Origin of the sequence: Neobacillus niacini (assembly GCF_030817695.1) — a bacterium.
Taxonomy (GTDB): domain Bacteria; phylum Bacillota; class Bacilli; order Bacillales; family Cytobacillaceae; genus Neobacillus; species Neobacillus niacini_F.
The window spans coordinates 4,530,168-4,554,304 of the sequence record NZ_JAUSZQ010000002.1; the positions used below are offsets into that span (position 1 = coordinate 4,530,168).

Here is a 24,137-nt window from a genome sequence, read left to right on the forward strand (position 1 = left end):
AATACCCCCCTTGTTGATAAAAAAAGAAGCTATTTATAAAACAGCTTCGAGTTTATTCTTTGACATTTAGATACTCTAATACACCTTTTACAGCTTCTTCACCTTGGTCAATACAATCAGGAAGTCCTACGCCGCCAAAGGAGGCACTGGCTAAAAAGACACCTGGCAGCTCGGATTTAACATGCTTTCTGATGGTCTCTAGACGCTGTTTATGTCCCACTGTGTATTGCGGCATGGAATCCTTCCAGCGCGAAACGACAGCAAACTCAGGCTGCATTCCAATATCCATTGTCCTGCTTAAATCATCAAGAACAATCTGAATAATTCTATCATCAGAAAGATCGACGATGGTTTCGTCGCCTGCTCTCCCTACATAACAGCGCAGCAGCACCTTTCCTTTTGGAGTAGAATGAGCCCATTTTTTATGCGTCCATGTACAAGCTGTTATGGAATAATCACCATTTCGAGAGACTACAAAGCCTGTTCCATCAATATCGTTTTTTATTGCTTCTTTAGGAAATGCCAGCGCCACCGTTGCAACTGATGTTGAGGGTACTGACTTGAAAGGGTCAAAAAAACGATAGTCCGAGAACATGGATTGAGTTATTTTATGTGGAGTTGCAGCAATAATACAATCAGCTGTCAATGTTTCACCGTTATTTAGATAAAGTTCATATTGTTCATTTGTCTTTGTAATTTTATCGACTCTGTGCCCTTTTAATATAGAATTAGGGTCTAGTTTCGCTTCTATACCTTCAGCAAAGGACTGAAGTCCAGACTTAAAGGTTAAAAATGCACCTTTTTTCTTCTCATCAGGTTGTTGTGTTTTCGGTTTTGCTGGTGTGGTTTTTTTCATCCCCAGGATAAGGCTGCGATATTTTTGTTCAACCTCATAGAATTGTGGGAAGGTCGACATTAAACTCATTTGATCAATATCACCAGCATAAATACCGGATAACAATGGTTCGATCAAATTCTCAACTACCTCATCACCCAGCCTTCTGCGAAAAAATTCACCTAAAGACTGGTCTGTATTTCCTGGTGATTTTGGTAAAATAAAATCGGCAGCTGCTCTAAGCTTGCCAGGTATTGAAAACAAACCTGTCGTAATAAATGGTCCTATTTCCGTCGGGATTCCCATAATGGAACCCCCAGGCATCGAATAGAGCTTGTCATTTACAAGAACATAGGATTTCCCTGTCGAGTTAGATACCAGCTGCTCCTCCAACCCTACTTCCTTAGCAAGTCTAATCATGCTGGTTTTTCTGGCTAGGAAAGAATCGGGACCTCTTTCAATGATGAAACCGTCTCTAGTAACGGTTTGCATTTTACCTCCGAGACGTTGTGATGCTTCGATCAGTTTGATTTCAAGAGGCAGCTTTTTATCGTTAATGATTTTTTGAAGGTAGAATGCCGCAGTAAGTCCCGCTATTCCGCCCCCAATAATGGCGACCTTCTTTTTTTCTTCCGTCACGGATGTCACCCTTCTTTCTTTGTTCGGATTGCTATCTGGCAGCTAATTTTTTTAAAATAACCGTCGACATAGCGTCAATTAAATCTGCATGTGCGTTTGGCATTTCAGGACGATAGTATTTCGCTCCAACTTCCTTGGCTGCTATTCTACATTCGTAATCGTTATCATAAAGGACTTCCAAGTGTTCAGATACAAAGCCAACCGGTGCGTAAACAAATGCTTTATAAGCATGTTCTTTTGCTAATTCCCTAGTTAAATCCTGCACGTCTGGCCCTAACCAAGGATCAGGTGTGTTCCCCGCACTTTGCCAGCCAATTGCATATTTAGTGATACCAGCCTGTTTTGCAATTAGATCAGCGGTTTCCTGAAGCTGACTTGGATAAGGATCACTAAACTGTAAGATTTTCTCTGGAAGACTATGGGCTGAAACAATCATCATGGCGTCATTTCTTTCTTCATGCGGCATTTGATCATATATTTCCTTAATTTTATCTGCCCAGTAATTAATAAATTTTGGTTCATCATACCAGCTATCAACGGACGTGATTGTAATGCCCCCGAGCTTTTCTGCTTCCTCATTCGCTCTGTTATTATAGGACTTGATACTAAAAGTTGAATAATGAGGCGCCAAGACTATGCTAACAGCATCTTTTATTCCATCAAAATGCATTTCCTTCACGGCATCCTCGATAAATGGTTCTATATGCTTTAAACCAAGGTACATTTTGAACTCTATTTGATCTTGAATTTGATTTATATGTTCCTCGAGCTTTTTGGCCTGCTCGATTGTAATTTTAGCTAATGGTGAGATACCGCCAATTGCTTGATACCTATTCCTTAATTCTTCAATCATTTCTGGCGTAGGCTTTCTGCCATGTCGAATATGTGTATAGTAACGTTCCAAATCATCTAAGTGATATGGGGTTCCGTATGCCATTACGAGTAATCCCATTTTCTTTTTCGTCATCTTCCGCACCTCATTTTTATGTCTTGCTGCTTTAACCAAATATTAAACTTTTATAATGGCTCATATCAGGATTTAGAGGGCCTCTAATTGTTTTAGGGCCCTCTTTTTCATGCATATAATATTGTGCCAAAAAAACACTTATCTTACCAATTTTAACACTCGGTTCATAGTATTTATCTGCTTAGTTTTGACGCAGAATACTCATGGACAAATGAGGTTAATTTTTTCAACGTTGCTGGGTTTACCGATGGGAAAACACCATGGCCAAGATTAAAGATATAGCCGCCCTGAGCCATCCCTTGGTCTAAAATAGCTTTAGCTCTTTCTTCAATCACTTCCCAAGGTGATAACAAGATCGCTGGATCAAGATTACCCTGAACGGTTTTATGAATTCCCATTTCTCTTGCTTGTAGAATCGGCAAACGCCAGTCCAAACCAACTACATCAAGTGGAAGGTCATTCCACTCTAATGCAAGATGACTGGCACCTACTCCAAACATAATCAGGGGAACATTCTCTTCTTTAAGTTCTGTAAAAATTCTATTCATGACTGGCTTAATAAAGCTGCGATAGTCTTCAACATTCAGAGCTCCAACCCAAGAATCAAAGATTTGAATCGCTTTAGCACCAGCCTTAATTTGTGATTTCACATATGTAATGATCATATCCGCAAGTTTTTCCATTAATGCGAACCATGCTTTAGGCTCAGAATACATAAAAGCTTTTGTCTTGTTATAGTTTTTGGAAGGTCCGCCTTCAATCATATAACTTGCAAGTGTAAAGGGAGCCCCTGAAAATCCAATTAATGGAACTGACAATTGTTCTTGGGTTAATAATTTAATTGTGTCTAATACGTATGGTACGTCCTCTTCCGGATGAATTTCACCAAGTTTTTCAACATCTGCTAATGATGTGATTGGGTTATCGATAACAGGACCAATCCCAGATTTTATTTCAACCTGCATTCCAATCGCCGGAAGCGGTGTCATGATATCCTTATAAAGGATAGCCGCGTCAACATTATACTGCTCTACTGGAAGGCGGGTTACATAAGCACAAAGTTCAGGCTGGTGAGTAATTTCAAACAATGAGTACTTTTCTTTAATTTCTCTGTACTCTGGCTGTGAACGTCCTGCCTGCCTCATGTACCACACTGGCACGTGATCTGTCTTTTCTCCTCTTGCTGCTTTTAAAAATGTATCGTTGAATTGCTTCGTCATGTAAATAAATCCACCTTTCAAGGACATGTCTCGTTTTATTTTAATATATGTAGCCGAAAATTAAAAACTTTATAGAGTACATAGCACTGTTTTCACTATATCGATTATTCCTATTTGTGTATAGATTACGATGAAAAGTGTCAAAAAAAAGTCGTTTTTAACCTTATTTATTATTCAAATTCCTCTCACCACTTTTATACAAATTCATATTCTGTATTACATCTAGAGTAGAGGGCGAATACCTATTTTTAGGCCTTAGATGATGAAAGGAGGTTATTGTATGCTTGTCGAGCTTTCAGCTCTCCATTGGATATATGTTGTCTTTATTGCTCTCATTATCGGATTTATGGTCAAACGAAGAGATACCACCCTTATTTGTATCCTTGGAATATTCCTTATTGCCATTACTGCAACGGGCTCCTTAAGCAGTTCAGTTAGTAGTATCTTCAACAGTTTTATATATGCAATTACCGAGTTGTTATCTACAATTTTAGTCATCTCGATTATTGTAGCTATGAGTAAAACCTTAACATCTACTGGAATAAACGATGTGATGATTTCACCTTTTACAAAATTAATTCGTAACCCTTCACTCGCATATTGGACCATTGGGATCTTAATGATGGTCATTTCCTGGTTCTTTTGGCCGTCTCCGGCTGTTGCGCTTCTAGGAGCCGTGCTGCTTCCTGTCGCCCTACGAGCAGGTCTTCCAGCTTTAGGCGTTGCAATGGCTATGAACTTGTTCGGTCACGGCATAGCATTGTCAGGGGACTTTGTCATACAGGCTGCGCCGAAATTAACATCGGATGCCGCCGGAATTCCAATCGGTGATGTCATCAGTGCCAGTATTCCATTAGTATTTGTCATGGGGATTGTGACCACCATTGCTGCTTTCTATTTTCTAAAAAGAGATATGAAAAATGGTGTGCTCAAGCCAACTCCATTTGTACCTATGGAGTCATCTGAAGATACAACATCCGAGAAAAATCTCCTCACAATTGGCCAAAAGCGATTCTTCGCCATTCTCATTCCGATTTTATTTGCCATTGATGTTGCCGGGATGCTTATCCTCGACCTGACTGGCGGTGATGCAACTGCATTAGTGGGTGGAACATCCATTCTTATCCTTCTTCTAATTACCATGGTCAGCCATAAAAACAAGGGCCTAGAAAAAACCACAAGCTACTTAATTGAAGGGTTCACATTTGGTTTTAAGGTATTTGGTCCAGTTATCCCAATTGCTGCATTCTTCTATTTAGGTGATGCTGGTTTTGGAAAGATTATCGGTGACTTTTTACCAGAAGCTTCTCAAGGTATTGTAAATGACCTTGGTATTGCTTTAGCCAATATTGTTCCATTGAGTAAAGTAGTCGGGGCTGTGACACTAACCACTGTAGGAGCAATTACAGGTTTGGATGGCTCTGGATTTTCAGGAATATCACTCGCGGGTTCAGTTGCGGGCTTGTTTGCAGTTGCCATTGGTAAAGGTGCGGCCACTCTAACTGCCCTTGGCCAAATAGCAGCCATTTGGGTAGGGGGCGGAACATTAGTACCTTGGGCGTTAATCCCTGCAGCTGCTATATGTAACGTTGACCCATTTGAATTAGCACGGCGAAATCTGCTTCCAGTTGTAATCGGTCTTGCAGTTACAACCATCGTAGCAATATTTCTCATTTAAAAAAGAGGCAGCAGCCTCTTTTTTGTTGTTATTTTTTCAGTCTCTTTTTAAAGAATTTGTACATATCTTTGGAAGCAAGCGCCCAAATATAGCCAAAGGCAAAACCTCCAATGACATCTGTAGGGTAATGGACTTGAAGAATGATCCGACTTGCTCCAATTAATAAGAGCAACAGTGCAGTCAGGATGATAACCATTCTTTTCGCCTTTGAGGACTTCAAATCCTCCAATACGAGATAGGCAATAAAGTAATAGAAAATGAATCCTACCATTGCATGTCCACTTGGAAAACTTAAGCTATCCACATGTGCTAGATGGTCGAACTCTGGTCTAGGTCGGGCAATGAGGTCCTTGAGAAGTTTATTGACTTCATTTCCTATAGCTACCGATAATGCAATGGCTGCAGCACCTAATAGATTCCTTTTTATCAGCAAAAACCAGCCTAAAAAGATCAAGGCGACAACGCCAATCCCCTTCTTATCCCCTAGTTCCGTTAAAATAAGAAAAAACGGGTTGAACATATCTGGTACATAAGCAAATAAGTCTGCTAGTTTATCATCCAGCCAAAAAGTTTGTTTAGCAGCTACTTTGATAGAAGTATAGAGTGCTATTACAATAGCAAAACCTAAAAATAAGTAGGTAGAAGTATTCCATTTATTTATCATTTGTTTAATGATCCTTTCTCTATCTAAACTCTATAAAATTATAAAGAAAACTTACTTTTAAATCTACATAATAGTGTAAAAGTGTTAAAATAGTTTGATAATAGAATAATAAGTGTTTGGAGGTATATCATATGTTGAAGCAATTGTTTTCAAAATTAGAAGATTACTATGAAGATATGATTACAATACGCAGGTTTATGCACCAGCATCCAGAATTGTCCTTTCAAGAATATAACACGGCCCAATATATAAAGGAATTCTATGAACAACTTGGGATAGAAGTAAAAGGTAATATTGGGGGAAATGGTGTTGTTGCAAAAATTTACGGTAAAAAGCCAGGGAAAACGGTCGCATTAAGGGCAGATTTCGATGCATTACCTATTCATGATGAAAAAGATGTACCTTATAAATCCTTGGTTCCCGGTGTCATGCATGCCTGCGGTCATGATGGACATACAGCAACTCTTCTTGTACTTGCCAAGGTACTAAATGAATTGAAGGATGATCTCGAAGGCAATTATGTCATTATTCATCAGCATGCTGAAGAATATGCACCAGGTGGAGCGATTACCATGATTGAGGATGGCTGCTTAGAAGGTGTTGATGTGATATTTGGAACTCATTTATGGGCAAGTGAACCGACCGGAACCATCCAATTTCGAACTGGTCCTATTATGGCGGCAGCGGATCGTTTTGAGATTGATATCCAGGGAAAAGGCGGCCATGGTGCACAGCCGCATAAGACGAAGGATGCCATTGTCACGGCTTCACAGTTAGTTTTAAATCTTCAGCAAATTGTCAGCCGGAAAGTGAATCCGATCGAGTCTGCCGTTGTCACAGTTGGCTCATTTACCGCTGAAAATGCATTTAATGTAATAGCAGATAAAGCAAAGCTTGTGGGGACAGTCCGCACCTTTAATGATGATGTTCGCCAATACATCGAAGAAGAAATGGAAAGAATTATTCACGGCACATGCTACTTGTCTGGCAGCACCTATAATTATTTATATAAGAGAGGTTATCCAGCAGTTGTCAACCATGTGAAAGAAACAGAATTTCTCATTGCAGCAGCCAGGGAAGTCCCTGAGGTAACTACGATTGAGGAATCTGAGCCGCAAATGGGTGGAGAAGATTTTTCCTATTACTTAAAGGAAGTACCAGGAACGTTCTTTTTCACTGGTGCAAAACCTCCAGGTGCCAATCCAGGCTATCCTCATCACCATCCAAAGTTTGATATTGATGAGAACGCGATGTTAATTGCAGCGAAAACGCTTGGAACAGCAGCAATAAAAATACATCAATCCAAATAACCTAAGCCCCCCAACTGTATTAAAGTTCGGGGGCTTTTGTTAGAATTCTTAACCTATAGGCGTTCATTGCAGTTTCTCCCAAGTGTTTGAGGAGATTATTATTTGCATAGGCGCCTACAAATGCACCAATTCCTGGCACTAACTGGAACATCTTAACAAGATCAATATAATCTCTATATTCCTGTTGAAATTTACGCCAATCCATTTCAACTAGCTCTTGCTTTCTCACATCCCAGTTTTCTATCTCAGCTAATGTTTCGCGACGGATATCATCACTTGAAAACGCAAGCTGGAAAATATGAAGAATAAATAGCCGCTCTTCAAATTCTTTCGTGTTAAATCCATAAATAGCTGCCGCTTCAAAGAGGAATTTCATCTTGATGGAAAGGAGTAAAGGAAAATCTGCCAGCCCCAGAAGGATTCCTCCAGCACCTGTTCCCGCACCTTCAACCAAGGCCGTTTTTTGGAAGATTGCTGTCTTTTTCTTCATTAATTCATCACGTTCTTCAAGTTTCAGACCAGCAGCTTGATTTTTGTTGGTCGTAAGCTGGGATCCAAATAAGGTGGTTTTGACCATTCCCTTTATACTTTCTGTCATCACCTCGTGAACCTTTTCCGGAATCATTTCATTTATTTTTCCCTGCGCTTTTTTTGAGATTCGATTCATCATCCCTGATCTTCGAGTTAATTTTCTTTTCCATTCGACCACTTCCCCATATACCTTTAACTCATATTCATTCATGCTCCCACTCCCCTCAGCAAAAGGATATTAAGTTTTTTTCCAATCCATTCATGCTTTTAGTCTTTTCTTACTATAAACACTTACAAATAAAAAACTAAACAGCATTCCAGAGAAGAGGATTATTAACGAAAATATCCATTCTCCTTTAAACATAATAACGATTGTAAATATAGAGGATTGAATGATTAAAATTTTCATTAAAAGAGAATGAAAAGCAGCTGTTTTATGGGTTTGAGAAACTGGATACAGGTAAATCCAAAGCTTGTTTTGATGATGATTCCATAATGGCAGCAGCTGGAAACCTGTTAAATAGATAAATAAGAGTGAAAGCACAATTTGCCCTGCCCCAAAGGAAATAAAATACAGCGCTAATGCACCTATAACGGTTAATCGAATAAAAAGACCTAAATAATCGGATGATCTCAAGAATGTTCTTGCGAATAAATAATGATAGGTTTTATCTTCCGAAAAGGAAATCCGATTAATCAACCAGTCCAGCCATTTTCTTCTTTTTACTGTATCTTTTAATTTCGGTACATCTGTGAATAAATTGGCTAGGCGATAGAATGACGCCATCCGCTTTTCTTCTTGTACAATAAGCAAATCCCATTTCAAACCCATCTTTTTCGTCCTAACAGAAAAGGAGCGGAAATAAGACGCCATAATGATAGCAAATATCAATAAGAACAGGAAATGTGCGTTGTTAAAAAGCAAAAAGGTAAATAACACATTAATGAAATAACGGACGAACATGTCCCAAGTATAAACGGATGGCTGTACATAATAATGAATTTTCCAATTTACTGCAATATTCCATCCTTTAATGACCAGCAGGATGATGAAGAAAATCAAAAAGGATTGAAAGCCGTTTCTGCTGACATGTGCATACATGGGCATAACTATAGCTAAAACCATTAATAATATGTATCCCTGAAAAACTAGACTAAGCAATCCAGAACGCAAAAAATAACCTTTTAAACGTGTTTCAAGCGGAATTAAAAACACTTGATCAGCTTCAAGCAAAAAAGTATATACGGGGCTGTGCGTTAAAAATAAACCTAAGATAACTGCAATAATTATCTCCGCAGGAAAATCCTGAGACAATGACCTTATCCAATTTTGATAATAAAAGGCAGCCGTACCAATTAAAAATAACAAAACCACAACAAGGTGACCGTTAAGAATATACCGAAGATAAACACCAAATTCTTTTAATCGATGGACAGATCTGTCCTTCCATAGCTTTTTCTCATCAAACATAATTTTCTTCCTTTGTTAATTGGATATATAGATCATCTAAAGAAGCCGCAGGCATTGAAAACTGTTCTCTCAATTCAGTAAGAGTACCTTTTGCACGAACCTTTCCTTCATGAAGTATGACGAACCTGTCACAGTACTTCTCGGCAGTGGCTAGAATATGGGTCGACATTAATATGCCTGCCCCGTTTTCTTTCATCTTTTTCATTAAGTCAAGCAATGATTGAATACCAAGCGGGTCAAGACCAACAAATGGTTCATCCACAATGTAGAGGGAAGGCTGCACCAAAAAAGCGCACATTATCATTACCTTTTGTTTCATTCCTTTAGAAAAATGTGCTGGGAACCATTTTAGTCTTTTTTCCATTCGAAATTCAGTTAATAACTTCCCAATTCTGGTTTTATATGTAGACTCATCTAATCCGTATGCCATAGCTGTTAATCGCAAATGTTCTTCAAGGGTGAGTTCTTCGTATAACACTGGCGTTTCCGGAACAAAGGTAAACATCTTCCGATAAGCTTCTTTCTCTTCCGCGATGGAACGCCCATTTATTTTAACAGACCCACGATGCGGCTCCATTAAACCAATAATGTGTTTGATTGTTGTACTTTTCCCAGCACCATTTAGACCGATTAATCCAACTAATTCTCTCTCATTGACTTCAAAAGTTACATCTTTTAGGACTGGATTTCTTGTATATCCTCCTGTTAGGCTTTCAATCGATAATAAAGACATATGCTCCGTCCTTCCTATTGCATGATTACCTTTCATTTTACCAAATCACTATTGATAAAAATAGTTTTCAAATTTTTGGTTTCATTTTTGTATATTTCAAATCAAAACGGACATCATAATATTCGAAGGGGAAACACCTACTCGATGAAGTGATTCATCAAAAATTTGAAATGAGGTGTCTGTCAAAGACATTTAACTTTTCAAACCAAGTAGCTTCTAAACGTTTCAAATAAGGGGATGGTTGTTTTGCACAAGTTGCCTTGTAACCATTTAGAGTTCATTTAACACCAGCTATTTATCAAAAAAATAAATGAGGTGTTTACGGCAGATTATCATCCGTTTTTATAAGTTGATGAAACTATAAAAACAACATAGGGGATGGTCAGCTTGAACAATAGTTACGGTTTATAAAAACACTAAATTGTCAAATGAGGTGTTTATCAAACGTAATTCCTGATGAACGTATAATATGAAGCAATTCCCCTTCGAGAGGGCAGGATTCTATGCGGATCCTGTCTCTTTCTTTTTTTATGACTAAAACATATGGTAAAATACGGTTATAAATACCAAAAAAGGAGTTGTATCGTAATGAGTGATTGTATCTTTTGTAAAATTGTTAATGGTGATATCCCTGCAGCAAAAGTGTATGAGAATGAACATGTTCTAGCTTTCCTAGATATAAGTCAGGTAACAAAAGGACATACATTGGTTATCCCCAAAGTACATAAAGAAAATTTATTTGAGTTAACGGCAGAAACAGCTAAAAACCTTTTTGAATCAGTACCTCAAATTGCAAATGCACTAAAAACGGAATTTAGCCCGCTCGGATTAAATCTAGTTAATAATAACGGGGAACATGCCGGGCAAACAGTTTTCCATTTCCATATTCATTTAATTCCACGCTATGGTAAAGGAGACGGATTTGGCGCTGTTTGGAAAACAAATACGAGCGATTATACTCAAGAGACCCTACAAGAGATGGCAGCGAATATCAATAAGCATTTGTAACGATTGGTAAATTATCTGAAAATTATATCTTTATTATTCTTATATTCCTGTGATATAATGATAACAAGTTTTTCGCTGTAGGCATTTAGCGCACTACAGGAGGAACAAATAGCTGAGTTCAGCAGAGGAGAGATGAGAAATGAATACAAAGAATCTAGTAGTCCTATCACTTTTGGCGGGAATTGGGGTAGTTTTGCATACGGTAATGCCGGCCTTCCTAACCATTAAACCGGATATGATGCTGGCAATGATGTTCCTGGGAATTATTCTTATTCCAGAAATTAAAAGTGTTATGTTATTGTCTATTGTGACCGGAGGACTATCCGCACTCACAACCGGTTTTCCAGGCGGTCAACTCCCAAATATCATTGATAAGCCCATCACTGCTTTAGTCTTTTTTGGTTTATTTTTGGCATTAAAGCAATACCGCAACTCCATTATTAGTGTTGCCGTCTTAACTGCAATTGGGACATTAGTTTCAGGATCTGTCTTTTTGGGAGCAGCATATTACATTGTAGGCTTACCAAGTTCTTTCACAGCTTTATTTGCCGCTGGTGTTTTACCTGCAATTGCACTGAACACTATTATTATGGTTATTTTGTATCCAGTTGCTCTTTCAGTAGTAAAAAGAACAAAGACATCATCCATTGTCATCTCAAAATAACACAAAAGAAAAGAACCTCGAAGAAAGGTTCTTTTCTTTCTATAAAACAGCAAATAAGTAATTAAAAGCTTGATAAAATAATACTCACAAGACAAAATATAACTCCGCCTCCGGCTAATGCTGCAGCTCGTTTTTTTAAAACTTGTTTAGGTGGATAAAATCCTGGTTTTATTAAAGCTAGAGCATTCCAAATAGCACCGGCAAAAAGTAATATACTTAGCAAAAAAAGGACCGAAGTTATGGCTTTCATATAGTACCCCCTATTGAAGAACCAATAATTGATACTATCATTAATATGATTTACTGTGCTCCTCTATGTAGAATATTCAAAAGGTTGGCATTATTTAGTGAAAAAACGTAATATAAAGAAGAACTATTTTTTCAGATTTGTATGCAAAAATAAAAAAAATATTAATTTCCAGTAGAAAAAACGTAATTTCTAAAAATTTTGTGAATTTACATCTTTATTAATTTTTATTTTATTGGCATAATGTTAATAGAGAAATAAAAAAGTAGGTGAAATTGGGGATGTCGGAGAAACAGTATTCAATGAAAGAAGCGATGCTATTTAGCCAAAGGATTGCGCAATTAAGTAAAGCCCTGTGGAAATCAATTGAGAAGGATTGGCAGCAATGGTTAAAACCTTTTGATTTAAATATTAATGAACATCATATCCTTTGGATTGCATACCATTTAAATGGAGCATCTATTTCTGATGTGGCAAAGTTTGGTGTTATGCATGTTTCAACAGCGTTTAATTTTTCAAAAAAGTTAGAAGAAAGAGGATTGCTTACCTTTTCAAAGAAAGAAAATGATAAACGAAATACGTATATTCAACTCACTCCAGAAGGTGAAGATATCTTTCTTCGTTTAATGGAATCCTATCATCCCAGTGGCAATGCTGCATTTGTTGGTGCCCTGCCGTTAAGAGATTTATATGGGAAGTTTCCCGATATTATTGAAATGATGGCGATTGTTCGAAATATTTATGGCGAAGATTTTATGGAAATCTTTGAACGTTCTTTCCATAATATTGAAACAGAATTTAACGAAAATGATGGAAAACTCAAGAAGACTGAGAAAACAGAACAAGAACTCTCTTAAAGACATTTTCTAAACTCCGAAAAAAGAGGTTCGAATAGGTGCTGCTTTAAACAAGCATGAACAACTTCCTTCGCGATAAGTTTTTCCGGCAAAGAATTTAGAAACTCAATGAAAAGCGGATGAAAATTTATGAACCCTTCCGCTTTTTGTTCTTCCATTTTTATGTTTAAATGCTCACATAACAAATTAAATGTCTCTACTTCATGTTCTGATATCCCATTTTCGATTACCAATCTATAGAATTCAAGATTTGGGGCAGCAAGCATCTTTAAAAGTAACTTTTGATGGTATTCGAGAAGATTCACTCGGGCTTGTAATTCAACGTAATTCTCCATTAGAGTTCGACCTCCGTTCACTGCTTTAACTTCCTAAATTCATTATTTACCCTTTTAAGGCCGATGTAAACCTATTCTTGAATTAGAACAGATAATAAGTCTTTTAAGAGGTTTTATTTCAATTTATTTCCTACTTTTCTACCATTCCTTTTAACTATCTTTTTTTGAAAATTTTTGATAATGTATTAACATATCATGAACATCAGGGAGGGAATCGATGATGATCTCCATTTTTATTGTTTTGGCTATTTTTATTTTGTTCTATATTAACAAAATGACCAATTCCCTTTGTATTCAAAAGGATATTCCGGAAGAACGTCAGCATAAAGTATTTCGCACAATAAATGTACTTGTCACGATATTATTGATTTCGTCCTATGTGGAAATTCTGTATACATAGGTTTACTTTATGTAATGTTTCAGTGTTAGAGACAAATAAAAGCGATGAGAAAATTCTCATCGCTTTTATTTTGTTTTTAGGTTAAAACCAAGAAGCCCCAATAATTATTAACAAGATGAAAAGGACAACGATTAACGCAAATCCCCCACCGTGGAATCCAGTTCCAGACACACAATTCTCCCCTTTCTTAAATGGTAAAGCTGCTGTCTGCATCGTGAGTTACCCTAATATTAAAACCAAGATGCTCCAACAATAATCAATAGAATGAATAGGACTACAATCAATGCAAAGCCTGCTCCGTATCCGTGTCCACCACTCATCGTAATACCTCCTTTATTATTTACTACGATATTCTATTCAAGCTGTATTGATTTCGACTAGGCGCTTACCTTATTTTCTTAGGAAAAAGTCCACCTTTTTATATTTAGGTATTAATCCAAAGAAAACATGTCGTTTAGCCGATAGGCACTTGAATGTATATCCTTTTTGTTACATGTTATCGTATGTACGAATTCTCGGGTTCGCAATGGGGAAATGCCCATAATCAGGGAAACAAATACAGGAAATATTTTTGCAGTGGTTACCATTTATGTTATAGTATAGTTTGTGGACAAAACCCACAAGAATTTACTGTTTAGGAGAGGTTCCTCATGAAAAAATGGATGTTAGCCCTTACATTAGCTGGCGGGGTTATTGCCTTAAGTGCGTGTAATCAGAGCGGCGGTTCTACTGTGGCAGAAAGCAATGCAGGAGATATAACACAGGATGAACTTTATGAAGCAATGAAGGAAAAGGTGGGGGCACAAGCATTACAACAGCTTGTTTATGAAAAAGTCCTTTCCGAGAAATACGAAGTAACAGACAAAGAATTAGATGCCAAGGTTGCTGAATTAAAGGAGCAGCTTGGGGAAAACTTTGAAGCGGCGCTGGCACAATATGGCTATGCCGATGAAGAAGACTTTAAAGAGACTATGAAGCTGGGTATGATGCAAGAAAAGGCTGCCATGAAGTCTATAAAAGTTACAGAAAAAGAAGTAAAGGAATACTACGACAACTACAAGCCTGAAATTAAGGCTCGTCATATTCTCGTTGCTGATGAAAAAACGGCATTAGAAGTGAAGCAAAAGCTTGATGCTGGCGAAAAATTTGAGGATGTAAGCAATACGTATTCAACTGATGAAGCGGCAAAGCAAGCTGGCGGTGACCTAGGATGGTTTGGTGCTGGAGCAATGGATCCAGATTTTGAAGCCGCAGCGTATGCCCTCAAAAAAGATGAAATCAGCGGCCCAGTAAAGAGCTCATTTGGATATCATATTATTCAATTAACGGACAAAAAGGAAAAGAAGTCCTATGAAGAAATGAAAGACCAAATGGAAAAAGAATTAAAATCCTCAAAGTTAACAAATGAAAAAATTAACGAAGTGATGCAAAAGGAAATTAAAGAGGCAAAAGTGAAAATAAGTGATAAAGACTTAGAAAACGCACTTGATCCAGCAGCTTCAGCAGCACAATAAGAAAGACAAAAGAAGGAACTCGGTACGAGTCCCTTCTTTTTGTATTTATTCAGCAGTCGCTCTTTCTCCCCCACGGCGTTCTTTTTCTTGTTCCAGCCGCGTTAAATAAATTTCTCCCTCTTTTTCAATATTCTCCATTTCTAACATGCGTTCTTCTCTGCCTGTTTTGATTGCCATCAAGGCGCTTATTACGATACCAACCACGACTGCATATACCCAAATAGGAATAGTCATTTATTATTGCTCCCTTCGTTAGTGGTTGTCCACTTTTTTATACAACATATTCGATTAATCGCTAAATATTCATCCTGTGAACAAAAAAAATAACCCAGATGATGGGTTATCTTATTTATGAAATATCGGTTTGTAGAATGATCGGTTGTCTAATGCAAATACACGTTCAGTAAATTCTCCAGGTTTAACTCTTTCTAATGCACGATCAAGCATGTTCATTTTTGCGTCTAAATTATCGATATAATGGAGAATTTCTGCTTCTTTAATTAACGGCGGTTTTGGACTACCCCACTCAGCCTTCCCGTGATGACTTAATACGAGGTGCTTTAGTATTAACACTTCCTCACCATTTATCCCGAGTTCCTCAGCAGCTTTGCCGATTTCATTGACCATTATGGTAATATGACCTAGTAAATTTCCTTCCACTGTATAAACAGTAGAAATTGGCCCTGATAATTCAACTACTTTACCCATATCATGTAAAATCACTCCGGCATAGAGCAAGTCCTTATCTAGACTAGGATAAAGTGTAGCAATTGCCTTGGCTAGGTCGAGCATACTAACAACATGGTAGACAAGTCCTGAAACAAACTCATGATGATTCTTGGTTGCTGCCGGATACTCAAGAAAAGCCTTCTGATGCTTTTTCAATAGATGGCGCGTAATTCTTTGGATATTAGGATTTTTCATATCAAAAATATATTGTGTCAGTTTACTAGTCATCTCTTCTTGGCTTAATGGTGCGGTCTCTAAAAAATCCTCCAACTTTACTGAGTCACTAGGACCTGTTCTTCGAATCTGCCGGATTTTCAGCTGGCTTTTACCACGATAATTATGGATATCCCCGATAATTTTAACGATTTTTTGAACGGTGTAATTCTTTTCATCCTCTTCATTTGCATCCCAGAGTTTCGCTTCTATCTCACCACTTTGATCTTGAAGGATAAGTGTTAAGAATGGCTTTCCATTACTGGCTATCCCTTTTGTGGCACTTTTAATAAGTAAATACAGATCAACCTGTACACCGAAATCATAATCTAGTATTCCTTTAGTCATAAGTCTCTCCCCTTCCCATTAATACAAGTATAACATTCTCTATGAAATTACTTCGACATTACCTTTATGAAGATATTGAACATTTTCTGGTTGAAAGTATGGAAGCAAATGTGTGTGACAGGTAAAAAATAAAATTTGATTATGTTGGAGCGTGGTTAAAAGCTCCATCACCTTTTTGGTGCGGTTAGCGTCAAAATTTACAAAACTATCGTCAATAATAATCGGAAAGTGATACCTTTCGTAAAGAGTCGCAGCAAGCGCTAATCTTATAGAAACGTATACTTGCTCTGTAGTTGCTTGACTTAATTCATTTGCCTCGAATAAAGTGTGATCGCTCCTTTCAATCAGAAAACCAGTCCCTGACTGTTGCATGTGTATACGCTGATATTGACCCTCTGTCAGAAAGTAAAGGTATTCCTCAGCTTTTGCCAGCATTCTAGGCAGATGAACGTTTTTGTACTTTTCAACCGTTTTTGTTAGTATCTTTTGCGCTAAACTAAAAACCGACCATTCTTTTGCTGCTTCTTCTAACTCAAACTTTTGCTGCTTATAGTGGTGAAGTAATTCAGAGTATGATCCCCCCTCTTCAAGAACTTGAATCTGGTAGTTTGCCGCTGCTTGTTTTTCCTGCAGTTCCATTAGTCTAGAAGATAACGTTTCGATCCTCTTATGATACTGGATTAATACTTCTTCTACATTGTGAATTTGTAGTAGTCTTTCTATCTCGTCTTCTTTTAGAAACGAGTATTGGAGTTGCTTCCTAATATCCTTAAGCCTTTCAATATGTTTAAACTTGGTTTCGCATTTTTTACCAAGTTCATAGAATGCCTCCTCATCCTCCACATTTGCTTCTTCAAGAAGCTTCTTCTTCTCCGAAATTAGATGTGCTTGTTCCCGTTTCATTTGATTAAGGTCTGCCTCAAGGTCATCTAACTTTCCTTGCTTTTCTTGAATTTTTATTAACTTTCCATGTTCATCCTTTAGTTTGTTCCGTAATAAATATCCAATTTTTGAAAAATCACTGCCTTGGTCTGCTAAATATTGTTTTGCGTAATAGGTGAGTCTTTCAGAAATATTAGCCTGTTCAAGGTTAATATTTTCCATCCTCGCTAGTAAATTCCTTTTTTCTCTGCCTAATAGCTTATATTGTTCAATGAGCTGGAATGCCTCGAGGAAAAAAGAATCCGCAATATATTCAGGTATATGTAGTTCACCGCTCAGTTTCAGTATCGATTCCTTATTTTCTGCTGCTTCTATTTCCCACTCCTCAAATTTCCTTATAACTTTTTCATATAGTGTTTGCTGCTGTTCAAGCTTTATTTTTAATAGCTGTTGCTGCTCTTTCCAGTAATTATCCTGCTTCAATTTTTCTTGTAAGGCTGGGATGTTGCTATTTTTATATTTCTCGAGTAATTGAAGTAACCTTTTTTCATCTTCTAACAACTGACTTAGAGTTTGATTGATCTTAGTATCATTTTTACGGCTATTGTTTTTACTAAGAAAAACACCGATTAGAAAACTTCCTAATACACCAAAAACTAACAGAATCCATTGCTTGGTATACAAACCATAAAGTGATAGAATCAGCAAAATTAATCCAATCGCTAAAAACTGAATTTGTTTTTGTTTGTTTATCGCTGCAAATGTCTTCTTATCCTGTTCATGAGTATGCTGATAATACTCTATTTTGTCCTGGACAGCCTTTAATTCGTATTCGACCTTTCCTTTTTCACTGTCTACACTGACTAACTTTTCAAATCGTGCCCTTTCATGAGCTGGAATCATTTGCGTTTGTGCATAACTAACCTTTCTTTCTAGCTCCTCAAGAGAGTTTTTTTCTTCTCGAAATTTCTCTTCAAGGTCCTGTTTTACTTCCATAAGCTTTTGCTTTTTCCTCGCTGACTGCTCTACTTGATTTTTCATATAGATATTGGTGTTGATCGTTAGAACTTCTTCTTCCCTTAGAGGTAAGTGCAGCTTTTCATTTATGTTGGAGATTTTTTCTTCTAAATCTGCTAATTTCAATTCGTACTGTTGTTTGTCTAAGTTAAACTGCTCATGGATGGGAATTTGATCTAGCGCAGCAAGTATCATGGACTCATCAGCAAGCAATTGCTTTTCTGGCTGTATAGCGACAACTTCTTGTTTTAATTGAGAGATTCTTTCCATTAAACTTGAAATCTGAGCATTGTATGGATAGATAAGCTGATTTAACTTTTCTATTCTTTCTATACCTCTGGCCGGGAATGGATTTTCTCCAAGTAAATTGATTTCTGTATTTATCCATCTTTCTTCTTTAACAAGTGACTGGATTTTTTGCCATTCATTTAGCTTTTCTACCTCGCTTTTTACATCCTGCAGTGAATGGCTTATGTCTTCTATTTCCTTATAGATTCTGTCTTTATCTGTGACCAAGGTCTCGTAGTCTTGGTTTTTGGCAGCTGCTTTTTTTAGGTCGCCACTAAGTTCATGCAGGGCTTTGAGTTTTTCATTTATCACCGGCTTCTTTCCGCTTGGTTTAAAACGATTCTCTAATTCCTTCTGAAGTTCTGCCTCTGTTTTAGCTAGTCTTTCTGTTCCGAGTGTACCAGTAGAAAATAAAAACTTCCCTAATTCTTCGCCTTTCATTTGGTGGATGTTTTGCAGCCCATGTAAATTAAAAGAAAAAATGGCTTGGAATAGTCCTTTATCCATATTCCCCAACAGTAGCTTAAGCAGTTCCTCTTCACCTGTCGTTCCGTCCTCCAGCGTTACGACAACATCCCCAGAAGCCTTGCCTCTAATCCTTTCTATCGTGGCAATGCCAAACTCATCAAACCAAATCCTAAGCTTACCGCCGTAGTTTGAGCCGTTTTTGGGTACATAACGAAGTTCCGATGATTGCTTTGTTGGGAACCCAAATAGGATTCCATGAATAAAGGCCATGATTGTTGATTTTCCTGCCTCATTTTCACCATAAAACACTTGAAAGTCAGAAAGGTCCTTAATCACGATATTAGTCAACTGGCCAAAGCCGTATATATGTATCTCCTGGATTTTCAGGTTAATCATCTCCCTTCATTATTGATACAATAACCCAATTAATAGTTTCTCAGCTTTTTCCAATAATTCTTTTTGTTCGCTTTCTGTTAAACCTGTTAAATATTTTCTGCCCAATTGATGCTGATATAATGGTGCAATTGCCTCCTCAGGATTCTGATAGTCACCGATGGTGGCAAACAGCTCCGTATAAAAGTCCGCTTCGTTCATTAATTTTTTTCTATCAAAGTGCTGTTTTTCTTCTAGATTTAGATTCACGATCCAGACAAATGATTCTTCATCATTCTCATAGTCTAACAGCAGCTCGAGAAGTTCTGTATCTAGGATTTTTTTCTCTTGAAAATCTTCAAATTGAACATTTTTTAGGTTTAAGGTAAGCAGCGTCCCTATTCCAGCTTTACGCAACCGTTCGATGGTTAGCTGACATAGCTGCAATATTTCCTGAAAACTTTGTGCCGAAGCCGCATCAACCGTAACTTCTTCCCACCATACATCTGATGTTTCTACAAATTCTGTTTTGGCCTCGAGTTCATTCAACGTAACAAGATAGCATCCTTTTACGCCTTCTTCCTTTCTATTACGCCCTTGGAGATTCCCTGGATAAATGATTGGCGGCGTTTCAGATAATATGGTCCGTTTATGGATATGCCCTAAAGCCCAATAATCAAATTCTTTCTCCAAGAGATCCTTGATAGAAAATGGAGCGTAATTATCATGATCCGTTCTTCCACCTTCATTTCCATGGAGAATGCCAATATGAAAATCGGCAGGATCCTGTTTTTGATAGTCAGCTATTCTTTTATCAAGTATGTGTCTTTGTATATAACTAAAGCCATATAAATGGACTGTTTCACCACGTTTAGTGTGGAATTCCTTCATTTCAACATCACTGCCAAAAAAATGAACGTTCGGGGGCATATCAAGGTTTACCCATGAGCCGCTTAAATGATCATGGTTTCCATGAATAACATAAACAGGAATATCCTTTTGTGAGAGCTTTTGCATTTCATTGCGGAAGCGTGATTGTGCACGCAAGCTTCTATCTTCCCCATCATATAAATCCCCGGCTAAAATGACAAAATCAACGTTGTGATCAATGGCAGCTGCTATAAGCTTTCTTAAAGCTGTGAACGTACTCTCCCTCACTCTTGAAAGGATATTTGCAGGTAAATGCTTTAATCCAACCATAGGACTGTCCAAATGCAGGTCAGCAGCGTGTATAAATGATATCTGTTTCATTAATAAGCTCCTTTCAGTGAGTTTTCTTTCATTGTAACACCCCCAAAAACCGAATGCACGTTCTGAATCGAAATTTTAAAAAAGCCTTGCCTTTAATCGGCAAAGCTTTCGCATTTTATTCTTTTTTTGTTAATTGCAATGCCTTTTTAATGTCTTTGAATGAATTGGATTTTCCATACATTAGGACTCCTCCGCGGTAAACACGGGCGCCAAATAACGCTAAGATAACGATTGTAGCCATAAGAATGGATATCCCTAATGCAGCTTCCCAAACTGGAATATTCAGCATACCTACTCGTAAAAACATAATCATTGGGGTGAAGAAAGGTATATACGATGTAATGACAATAAAAGGTGAATCTGGCTTTCCAAGACCAAACATTGCTATCATAAATCCTGCCACAACTAGTAATGTCATAGGCGTAATCATTTGTTGGACATCCTCAATCCTGCTGACCAAGGAACCTAAAAAGGCAGCGAGAGTAGCATAGAGGAAATAACCTAAGATAAAGAAAACAACAGCATAGAAAATCGTTGATAATGAAATATCTCCAAAACCAAATGCGTCAAAAAAACCGCCTTCTAGAGAAGACATATTCCGTTTTATTGAGAAATAACCTACAGAAAGAAGTACCGTAAGCTGAGTTAAGCTTAATAAACCAATACCTAGTATTTTACCAAACATTTGCTTTACCGGAGACACACTCGAGATCAAAATTTCCATCACTCTCGAAGACTTCTCCGTTGCCACTTCCATAGCAATCATACTAGCATACATGATAACAGCAAAATAGATGATAAACAGCAAAACATAGACCAGTCCCCGAGCCTGATTTAATTCTTCTTCCGTTTTCGCATTTTCTTCAAGAGCAATTTTCTCGAAAGAAACGGGTTCGTATAGCCGCTCAAGCTGTGCTGGTGTCAAATTAATCTTTGAAGCTGCCAGCATCGTCTTCATTTGTTGAAGCCCCGTTTGAAGATCAGAAGATAATGATGAATCGGCAACAGTCATTGCTTTATATGTAGCTTCAGGCAATTGTTCCGCGTCATACCGCAGCTGGACAACCCCAGCAAATTTCCCCTCTTCTACTTCCTTTTCAGTCTCTTTTTCAGAGCCATCAAATTCTGTCAACTGCAGGTTTTTATTTAAAGCATTCATTTGTTCTTTAAACGGTGGGAACAGCTGACCGGTTTCATCTAAAACAGCAACCTTTTCTTTTCCGCCGCCCTTATCAAAAACTTCAATGATATTATTCATATTGGTTAAGACTAATGTGATACCGACCGTCATTAAGGTTGTAATCAGAAATGACTTTGTTTTCAATTTGTTTAAATAAGTATGGAATAAAATGATCCAAAATTTATTCATAGGAATCACCTACTTTTTCGATAAAAATATCATTTAAAGAAGGCTCTTCAAGTTCAAATTTCCTGATGAATCCTTTATTGACGATGTCTTTGAGTATTTTTCCAGCAACATACTCACCATCAATTTGAAGATGAACTCCCTCTGTTGTAAATCTAGTCTTAACCACTCCTGGATAATCTTTCAGGTTATCTAATGGAAAATCGGTATGTATAATAAGATTCTTTTTCCCAAATGCACGTTTTATTTCTTTTAATGCACCGTGTACAACCGGAGTTCCTTTATGCATTATACAAAGATGCTCACACATCTCTTCAACGTGGTGCATTTGATGGCTTGAAAAAACAATCGTCGTTCCTTTTTCCTTTAATGTAAGAACAGCATCTTTGAGCATTTCAACGTTAACAGGATCTAAACCGCTGAATGGCTCATCTAGAATTAATAATTTTGGTTTATGTATGACGGCCGCAATGAATTGAATTTTTTGTTGGTTACCTTTTGAAAGCTCTTCTACCTTTTTATTTTCATATTCAGGAACTTTAAATCTCTCCAGCCAGTATTTTAATTCTGATAGAGCTTCACTTTTCGGCATTCCTCTTAATCTTGCAAGGTATACAATTTGATCGCTAACCTTTAATTTGGGGTATAAACCTCTTTCTTCAGGAAGGTAGCCGACTAAGTGGCTTGTGGAATAATTGATGGGCTGCCCGTCCCAGGTAATTCTTCCATTAGTAGAATCAAGCAGGCCCAGGATCATTCGAAATGTAGTCGTCTTCCCCGCGCCGTTTGCTCCTAAGAAGCCAAACATTTCTTTTTCAGGTATAACGATGGATAAATCCTTTACTGCTGTAAAATCACCGAACCGTTTTGTTACATGTTCTAGTTTTAAAACCATACGAATTCCCCCTCTCAAAAATACCTATACGAAAATCCCCTGAAAAAGTTTCGCTTTTGCAAAATATCAAGAATTGTGCAAAAATTATAATATCGATAATAACGAAGGGGGAAATAAGATGAAGACTTACAAATTAACAGCTTTTGAAGCAAATGGGGAAAAGATCGTCGATGAGGCCATTCAAGCTGAACATGATGAAAGAGCAAAAGAATTAGCTGAAAAGTTATTAGCAGAAAAGAATTTACTTGAGAAAACACATCGTTTTACATCACCAAGTGGGAAGCTTTTATTGTTCCATTCCTAGTCTTGAAACAGAAAAAAGAAGCAATGCTTCTTTTTTCTCCATACTTATTTACCGATAAATTTTGCTGGTCTTTTTTCTATAAAGGCTCGAATTCCTTCTTGGTGATCGAAGGTTCGACGCATGTTTAGCTGACCGTGTTTTTCTAGTTCTAATATTTTTATCAACTGCGGTCTGTTCATATCTGCTAGTATCTTTTTCGTTTTGATCATAGCCTGAACTGGACGCTTCAGCCAATCGGATATTCTAGCATCTAAAGCTTCTTGCAAATCTTCTGCAACTTCTTGTACCAATCCTATTTCCAGTGCTTCTTGTGCGCTCATCATTTTTCCATCCCATATAACCTGTTTTGCCTTGATTTCTCCTAATCTCTTTTCTAAAAAGAAATGAGAACCGCCATCTGGAATTAAACCAATACCGATAAAATTCATTGCAAGTTTACTCGTTTTGTCAGCAATGATGTGATCTGTAGCCAACGCAAGACTAAATCCAAGCCCTGCTGCAGCACCATTTACGGCGCTAATCGTTAATTTTGGGATACTATAAAGAGTTATGATTAATTCACTAATGCAATCCATCACAGGAAAGAATTCGATTTCATTCAAGTCAGAAAGCATTGTTTTAATATCGCCGCCTGCCGAGAAAGCTCTCCCATTCCCGGTTAAAACAACAATATCAATATCATCCGATTCAGCTATTTCCTTAAGTTTGCTAACCAGGCCCTTTATCATGTCCACATCAAGTGCATTTAATGATTCCGGTCGATTCATCTCAACCGTTGCAACCCGTCCGTTCACCCACACCTTCACCTTATCCGTTACAAAATTAATCGTCACCCCAAACAACCTCCCATTATCTTAGTCACTTCCATTATAGCTTGAATTGCGTTGGTAAAAAACAAATTTTCATAATATATGGAATTTTCACTGCAGTG

General features: G+C 37.5%; 26 protein-coding genes. 8 read left to right on the forward strand and 18 right to left on the reverse strand.

What is annotated here, in order from left to right; genetic code table 11:
• Positions 1-52 precede the first annotated feature (52 nt).
• The 3 genes from hemY to hemE all read right to left on the reverse strand — a co-directional run bounded on the left by hemY (position 53) and on the right by hemE (position 3,661).
• The gene (gene hemY, locus QFZ28_RS22910; RefSeq protein ID WP_307196798.1) at positions 53-1,474 is read right to left on the reverse strand and encodes a protoporphyrinogen oxidase; all 1,422 of its coding nucleotides are present in this window, start codon (positions 1,472-1,474) and stop codon (positions 53-55) included.
• A 31-nt stretch (positions 1,475-1,505) separates the two neighbouring features.
• On the reverse strand, positions 1,506-2,441 hold the full coding sequence (gene hemH, locus QFZ28_RS22915) for a ferrochelatase (protein WP_307196799.1): 936 nt from the start codon (positions 2,439-2,441) through the stop codon (positions 1,506-1,508).
• A 173-nt stretch (positions 2,442-2,614) separates the two neighbouring features.
• Positions 2,615-3,661: a uroporphyrinogen decarboxylase gene (gene hemE, locus QFZ28_RS22920; RefSeq protein ID WP_307196800.1), complete on the reverse strand. Its 1,047-nt coding sequence runs from the start codon at positions 3,659-3,661 to the stop codon at positions 2,615-2,617.
• Between the two features lie 280 nt (positions 3,662-3,941).
• On the opposite strand from hemE, the gene QFZ28_RS22925 reads away from it, so the two are divergent.
• Positions 3,942-5,339: a hypothetical protein gene (locus QFZ28_RS22925; protein WP_307196801.1), complete on the forward strand. Its 1,398-nt coding sequence runs from the start codon at positions 3,942-3,944 to the stop codon at positions 5,337-5,339.
• A gap of 28 nt (positions 5,340-5,367) precedes the next feature.
• On the opposite strand, the gene QFZ28_RS22930 is transcribed toward QFZ28_RS22925, so the two are convergent.
• Positions 5,368-6,003 carry a phosphatase PAP2 family protein gene (locus QFZ28_RS22930; RefSeq protein ID WP_307196802.1) on the reverse strand — a complete coding sequence of 212 codons (636 nt, stop codon included), beginning with the start codon at positions 6,001-6,003 and terminating at the stop codon, positions 5,368-5,370.
• A 131-nt stretch (positions 6,004-6,134) separates the two neighbouring features.
• Here QFZ28_RS22930 and QFZ28_RS22935 point away from each other — a divergent pair, with 131 nt between their 5' ends.
• Positions 6,135-7,313, forward strand: a complete 1,179-nt coding sequence (locus tag QFZ28_RS22935; RefSeq protein ID WP_307196803.1) for a M20 family metallopeptidase — start codon at positions 6,135-6,137, stop codon at positions 7,311-7,313.
• Positions 7,314-7,332: 19 nt separating this feature from the next.
• Here QFZ28_RS22935 and QFZ28_RS22940 read toward each other — a convergent pair whose 3' ends face one another.
• The 3 genes from QFZ28_RS22940 to QFZ28_RS22950 are packed head-to-tail and all read right to left on the reverse strand — an operon-like array spanning position 7,333 to position 10,048.
• Positions 7,333-8,055, reverse strand: coding sequence for an EcsC family protein (locus QFZ28_RS22940; RefSeq protein WP_307196804.1), 723 nt, complete (start codon positions 8,053-8,055; stop codon positions 7,333-7,335).
• Positions 8,056-8,103: 48 nt separating this feature from the next.
• Entirely contained in the window at positions 8,104-9,315 is a 1,212-nt protein-coding gene (locus QFZ28_RS22945) for an ABC transporter permease (protein ID WP_307196805.1), read from the reverse strand.
• Positions 9,308-10,048, reverse strand: coding sequence for an ABC transporter ATP-binding protein (locus QFZ28_RS22950; RefSeq protein WP_307197099.1), 741 nt, complete (start codon positions 10,046-10,048; stop codon positions 9,308-9,310). Before QFZ28_RS22950 ends, QFZ28_RS22945 begins: the two co-directional genes overlap by 8 nt.
• A gap of 588 nt (positions 10,049-10,636) precedes the next feature.
• Here QFZ28_RS22950 and QFZ28_RS22955 point away from each other — a divergent pair.
• Positions 10,637-11,056: an HIT family protein gene (locus tag QFZ28_RS22955; RefSeq protein ID WP_307196806.1), complete on the forward strand. Its 420-nt coding sequence runs from the start codon at positions 10,637-10,639 to the stop codon at positions 11,054-11,056.
• 139 nt (positions 11,057-11,195) lie between these two features.
• On the forward strand, positions 11,196-11,720 hold the full coding sequence (locus QFZ28_RS22960) for a tryptophan transporter (RefSeq protein ID WP_307196807.1): 525 nt from the start codon (positions 11,196-11,198) through the stop codon (positions 11,718-11,720).
• 61 nt (positions 11,721-11,781) lie between these two features.
• Here the strand turns inward: QFZ28_RS22960 and QFZ28_RS22965 are convergent, their stop codons facing one another.
• Positions 11,782-11,970 (reverse strand): hypothetical protein, encoded by a 189-nt coding sequence (locus QFZ28_RS22965; protein ID WP_307196808.1) that lies wholly within the window; start codon positions 11,968-11,970, stop codon positions 11,782-11,784.
• A 278-nt stretch (positions 11,971-12,248) separates the two neighbouring features.
• Here QFZ28_RS22965 and QFZ28_RS22970 point away from each other — a divergent pair, with 278 nt between their 5' ends.
• Complete coding sequence (locus QFZ28_RS22970) at positions 12,249-12,824, forward strand: HTH-type transcriptional regulator Hpr (RefSeq protein ID WP_307196809.1); 576 nt, start codon at positions 12,249-12,251, stop codon at positions 12,822-12,824.
• Here the strand turns inward: QFZ28_RS22970 and QFZ28_RS22975 are convergent.
• Positions 12,821-13,159: a DUF1878 family protein gene (locus tag QFZ28_RS22975; protein WP_307196810.1), complete on the reverse strand. Its 339-nt coding sequence runs from the start codon at positions 13,157-13,159 to the stop codon at positions 12,821-12,823. The genes QFZ28_RS22970 and QFZ28_RS22975 overlap by 4 nt on opposite strands.
• Positions 13,160-13,379: 220 nt before the next feature.
• Here QFZ28_RS22975 and QFZ28_RS22980 point away from each other — a divergent pair, with 220 nt between their 5' ends.
• Complete coding sequence (locus QFZ28_RS22980) at positions 13,380-13,559, forward strand: hypothetical protein (RefSeq protein WP_307197100.1); 180 nt, start codon at positions 13,380-13,382, stop codon at positions 13,557-13,559.
• Between the two features lie 81 nt (positions 13,560-13,640).
• Here the strand turns inward: QFZ28_RS22980 and QFZ28_RS22985 are convergent, their stop codons facing one another.
• Entirely contained in the window at positions 13,641-13,730 is a 90-nt protein-coding gene (locus tag QFZ28_RS22985; RefSeq protein WP_179597851.1) for a YjcZ family sporulation protein, read from the reverse strand.
• Between the two features lie 59 nt (positions 13,731-13,789).
• The gene (locus tag QFZ28_RS22990; RefSeq protein WP_179158254.1) at positions 13,790-13,879 is read right to left on the reverse strand and encodes a YjcZ family sporulation protein; all 90 of its coding nucleotides are present in this window, start codon (positions 13,877-13,879) and stop codon (positions 13,790-13,792) included.
• A 330-nt stretch (positions 13,880-14,209) separates the two neighbouring features.
• Between QFZ28_RS22990 and QFZ28_RS22995 the strand changes: the two genes are divergently transcribed.
• Complete coding sequence (locus QFZ28_RS22995; protein ID WP_307196811.1) at positions 14,210-15,073, forward strand: peptidylprolyl isomerase; 864 nt, start codon at positions 14,210-14,212, stop codon at positions 15,071-15,073.
• 45 nt (positions 15,074-15,118) lie between these two features.
• Here QFZ28_RS22995 and QFZ28_RS23000 read toward each other — a convergent pair whose 3' ends face one another.
• The 6 genes from QFZ28_RS23000 to QFZ28_RS23025 all read right to left on the reverse strand — a co-directional run bounded on the left by QFZ28_RS23000 (position 15,119) and on the right by QFZ28_RS23025 (position 22,902).
• Complete coding sequence (locus QFZ28_RS23000) at positions 15,119-15,307, reverse strand: sporulation YhaL family protein (RefSeq protein WP_307196812.1); 189 nt, start codon at positions 15,305-15,307, stop codon at positions 15,119-15,121.
• 111 nt (positions 15,308-15,418) lie between these two features.
• The gene (gene yhaM / locus QFZ28_RS23005; protein ID WP_307196813.1) at positions 15,419-16,363 is read right to left on the reverse strand and encodes a 3'-5' exoribonuclease YhaM; all 945 of its coding nucleotides are present in this window, start codon (positions 16,361-16,363) and stop codon (positions 15,419-15,421) included.
• A gap of 39 nt (positions 16,364-16,402) precedes the next feature.
• Positions 16,403-19,414, reverse strand: coding sequence for an ATP-binding protein (locus tag QFZ28_RS23010; RefSeq protein ID WP_307196814.1), 3,012 nt, complete (start codon positions 19,412-19,414; stop codon positions 16,403-16,405).
• Between the two features lie 9 nt (positions 19,415-19,423).
• A complete protein-coding gene (locus QFZ28_RS23015) occupies positions 19,424-20,641 on the reverse strand; it encodes a metallophosphoesterase family protein (RefSeq protein ID WP_307196815.1) in 1,218 nt (405 codons plus the stop codon).
• Positions 20,642-20,756: 115 nt separating this feature from the next.
• A complete protein-coding gene (locus QFZ28_RS23020; RefSeq protein ID WP_307196816.1) occupies positions 20,757-22,010 on the reverse strand; it encodes an ABC transporter permease in 1,254 nt (417 codons plus the stop codon).
• A complete protein-coding gene (locus QFZ28_RS23025) occupies positions 22,003-22,902 on the reverse strand; it encodes an ABC transporter ATP-binding protein (RefSeq protein WP_307196817.1) in 900 nt (299 codons plus the stop codon). Before QFZ28_RS23025 ends, QFZ28_RS23020 begins: the two co-directional genes overlap by 8 nt.
• Positions 22,903-23,020: 118 nt before the next feature.
• On the opposite strand from QFZ28_RS23025, the gene QFZ28_RS23030 reads away from it, so the two are divergent.
• Positions 23,021-23,206 carry a YhzD family protein gene (locus tag QFZ28_RS23030; RefSeq protein WP_307196818.1) on the forward strand — a complete coding sequence of 62 codons (186 nt, stop codon included), beginning with the start codon at positions 23,021-23,023 and terminating at the stop codon, positions 23,204-23,206.
• 44 nt (positions 23,207-23,250) lie between these two features.
• Here QFZ28_RS23030 and QFZ28_RS23035 read toward each other — a convergent pair whose 3' ends face one another.
• Positions 23,251-24,039, reverse strand: a complete 789-nt coding sequence (locus tag QFZ28_RS23035) for an enoyl-CoA hydratase (protein ID WP_307196819.1) — start codon at positions 24,037-24,039, stop codon at positions 23,251-23,253.
• Positions 24,040-24,137: the final 98 nt, after the last annotated feature.

Bases quoted from the DNA above. Each gene is read 5' to 3' on its own strand.
- hemH (WP_307196799.1), bottom strand. From the start codon at position 2,441: ATGACGAAAAAGAAAATGGGATTACTCGTAATGGCATACGGAACCCCA.
- hemE (WP_307196800.1), bottom strand. From the start codon at position 3,661: ATGACGAAGCAATTCAACGATACATTTTTAAAAGCAGCAAGAGGAGAA.
- QFZ28_RS22925 (WP_307196801.1), top strand. From the start codon at position 3,942: ATGCTTGTCGAGCTTTCAGCTCTCCATTGGATATATGTTGTCTTTATT.
- QFZ28_RS22930 (WP_307196802.1), bottom strand. From the start codon at position 6,003: ATGATAAATAAATGGAATACTTCTACCTACTTATTTTTAGGTTTTGCT.
- QFZ28_RS22935 (WP_307196803.1), top strand. From the start codon at position 6,135: ATGTTGAAGCAATTGTTTTCAAAATTAGAAGATTACTATGAAGATATG.
- QFZ28_RS22940 (WP_307196804.1), bottom strand. From the start codon at position 8,055: ATGAATGAATATGAGTTAAAGGTATATGGGGAAGTGGTCGAATGGAAA.
- QFZ28_RS22945 (WP_307196805.1), bottom strand. From the start codon at position 9,315: ATGTTTGATGAGAAAAAGCTATGGAAGGACAGATCTGTCCATCGATTA.
- QFZ28_RS22950 (WP_307197099.1), bottom strand. From the start codon at position 10,048: ATGTCTTTATTATCGATTGAAAGCCTAACAGGAGGATATACAAGAAAT.
- QFZ28_RS22955 (WP_307196806.1), top strand. From the start codon at position 10,637: ATGAGTGATTGTATCTTTTGTAAAATTGTTAATGGTGATATCCCTGCA.
- QFZ28_RS22960 (WP_307196807.1), top strand. From the start codon at position 11,196: ATGAATACAAAGAATCTAGTAGTCCTATCACTTTTGGCGGGAATTGGG.
- QFZ28_RS22965 (WP_307196808.1), bottom strand. From the start codon at position 11,970: ATGAAAGCCATAACTTCGGTCCTTTTTTTGCTAAGTATATTACTTTTT.
- QFZ28_RS22970 (WP_307196809.1), top strand. From the start codon at position 12,249: ATGTCGGAGAAACAGTATTCAATGAAAGAAGCGATGCTATTTAGCCAA.
- QFZ28_RS22975 (WP_307196810.1), bottom strand. From the start codon at position 13,159: ATGGAGAATTACGTTGAATTACAAGCCCGAGTGAATCTTCTCGAATAC.
- QFZ28_RS22980 (WP_307197100.1), top strand. From the start codon at position 13,380: ATGATCTCCATTTTTATTGTTTTGGCTATTTTTATTTTGTTCTATATT.
- QFZ28_RS22990 (WP_179158254.1), bottom strand. From the start codon at position 13,879: ATGAGTGGTGGACACGGATACGGAGCAGGCTTTGCATTGATTGTAGTC.
- QFZ28_RS22995 (WP_307196811.1), top strand. From the start codon at position 14,210: ATGAAAAAATGGATGTTAGCCCTTACATTAGCTGGCGGGGTTATTGCC.
- QFZ28_RS23000 (WP_307196812.1), bottom strand. From the start codon at position 15,307: ATGACTATTCCTATTTGGGTATATGCAGTCGTGGTTGGTATCGTAATA.
- yhaM (WP_307196813.1), bottom strand. From the start codon at position 16,363: ATGACTAAAGGAATACTAGATTATGATTTCGGTGTACAGGTTGATCTG.
- QFZ28_RS23010 (WP_307196814.1), bottom strand. From the start codon at position 19,414: ATGATTAACCTGAAAATCCAGGAGATACATATATACGGCTTTGGCCAG.
- QFZ28_RS23015 (WP_307196815.1), bottom strand. From the start codon at position 20,641: ATGAAACAGATATCATTTATACACGCTGCTGACCTGCATTTGGACAGT.
- QFZ28_RS23020 (WP_307196816.1), bottom strand. From the start codon at position 22,010: ATGAATAAATTTTGGATCATTTTATTCCATACTTATTTAAACAAATTG.
- QFZ28_RS23025 (WP_307196817.1), bottom strand. From the start codon at position 22,902: ATGGTTTTAAAACTAGAACATGTAACAAAACGGTTCGGTGATTTTACA.
- QFZ28_RS23030 (WP_307196818.1), top strand. From the start codon at position 23,021: ATGAAGACTTACAAATTAACAGCTTTTGAAGCAAATGGGGAAAAGATC.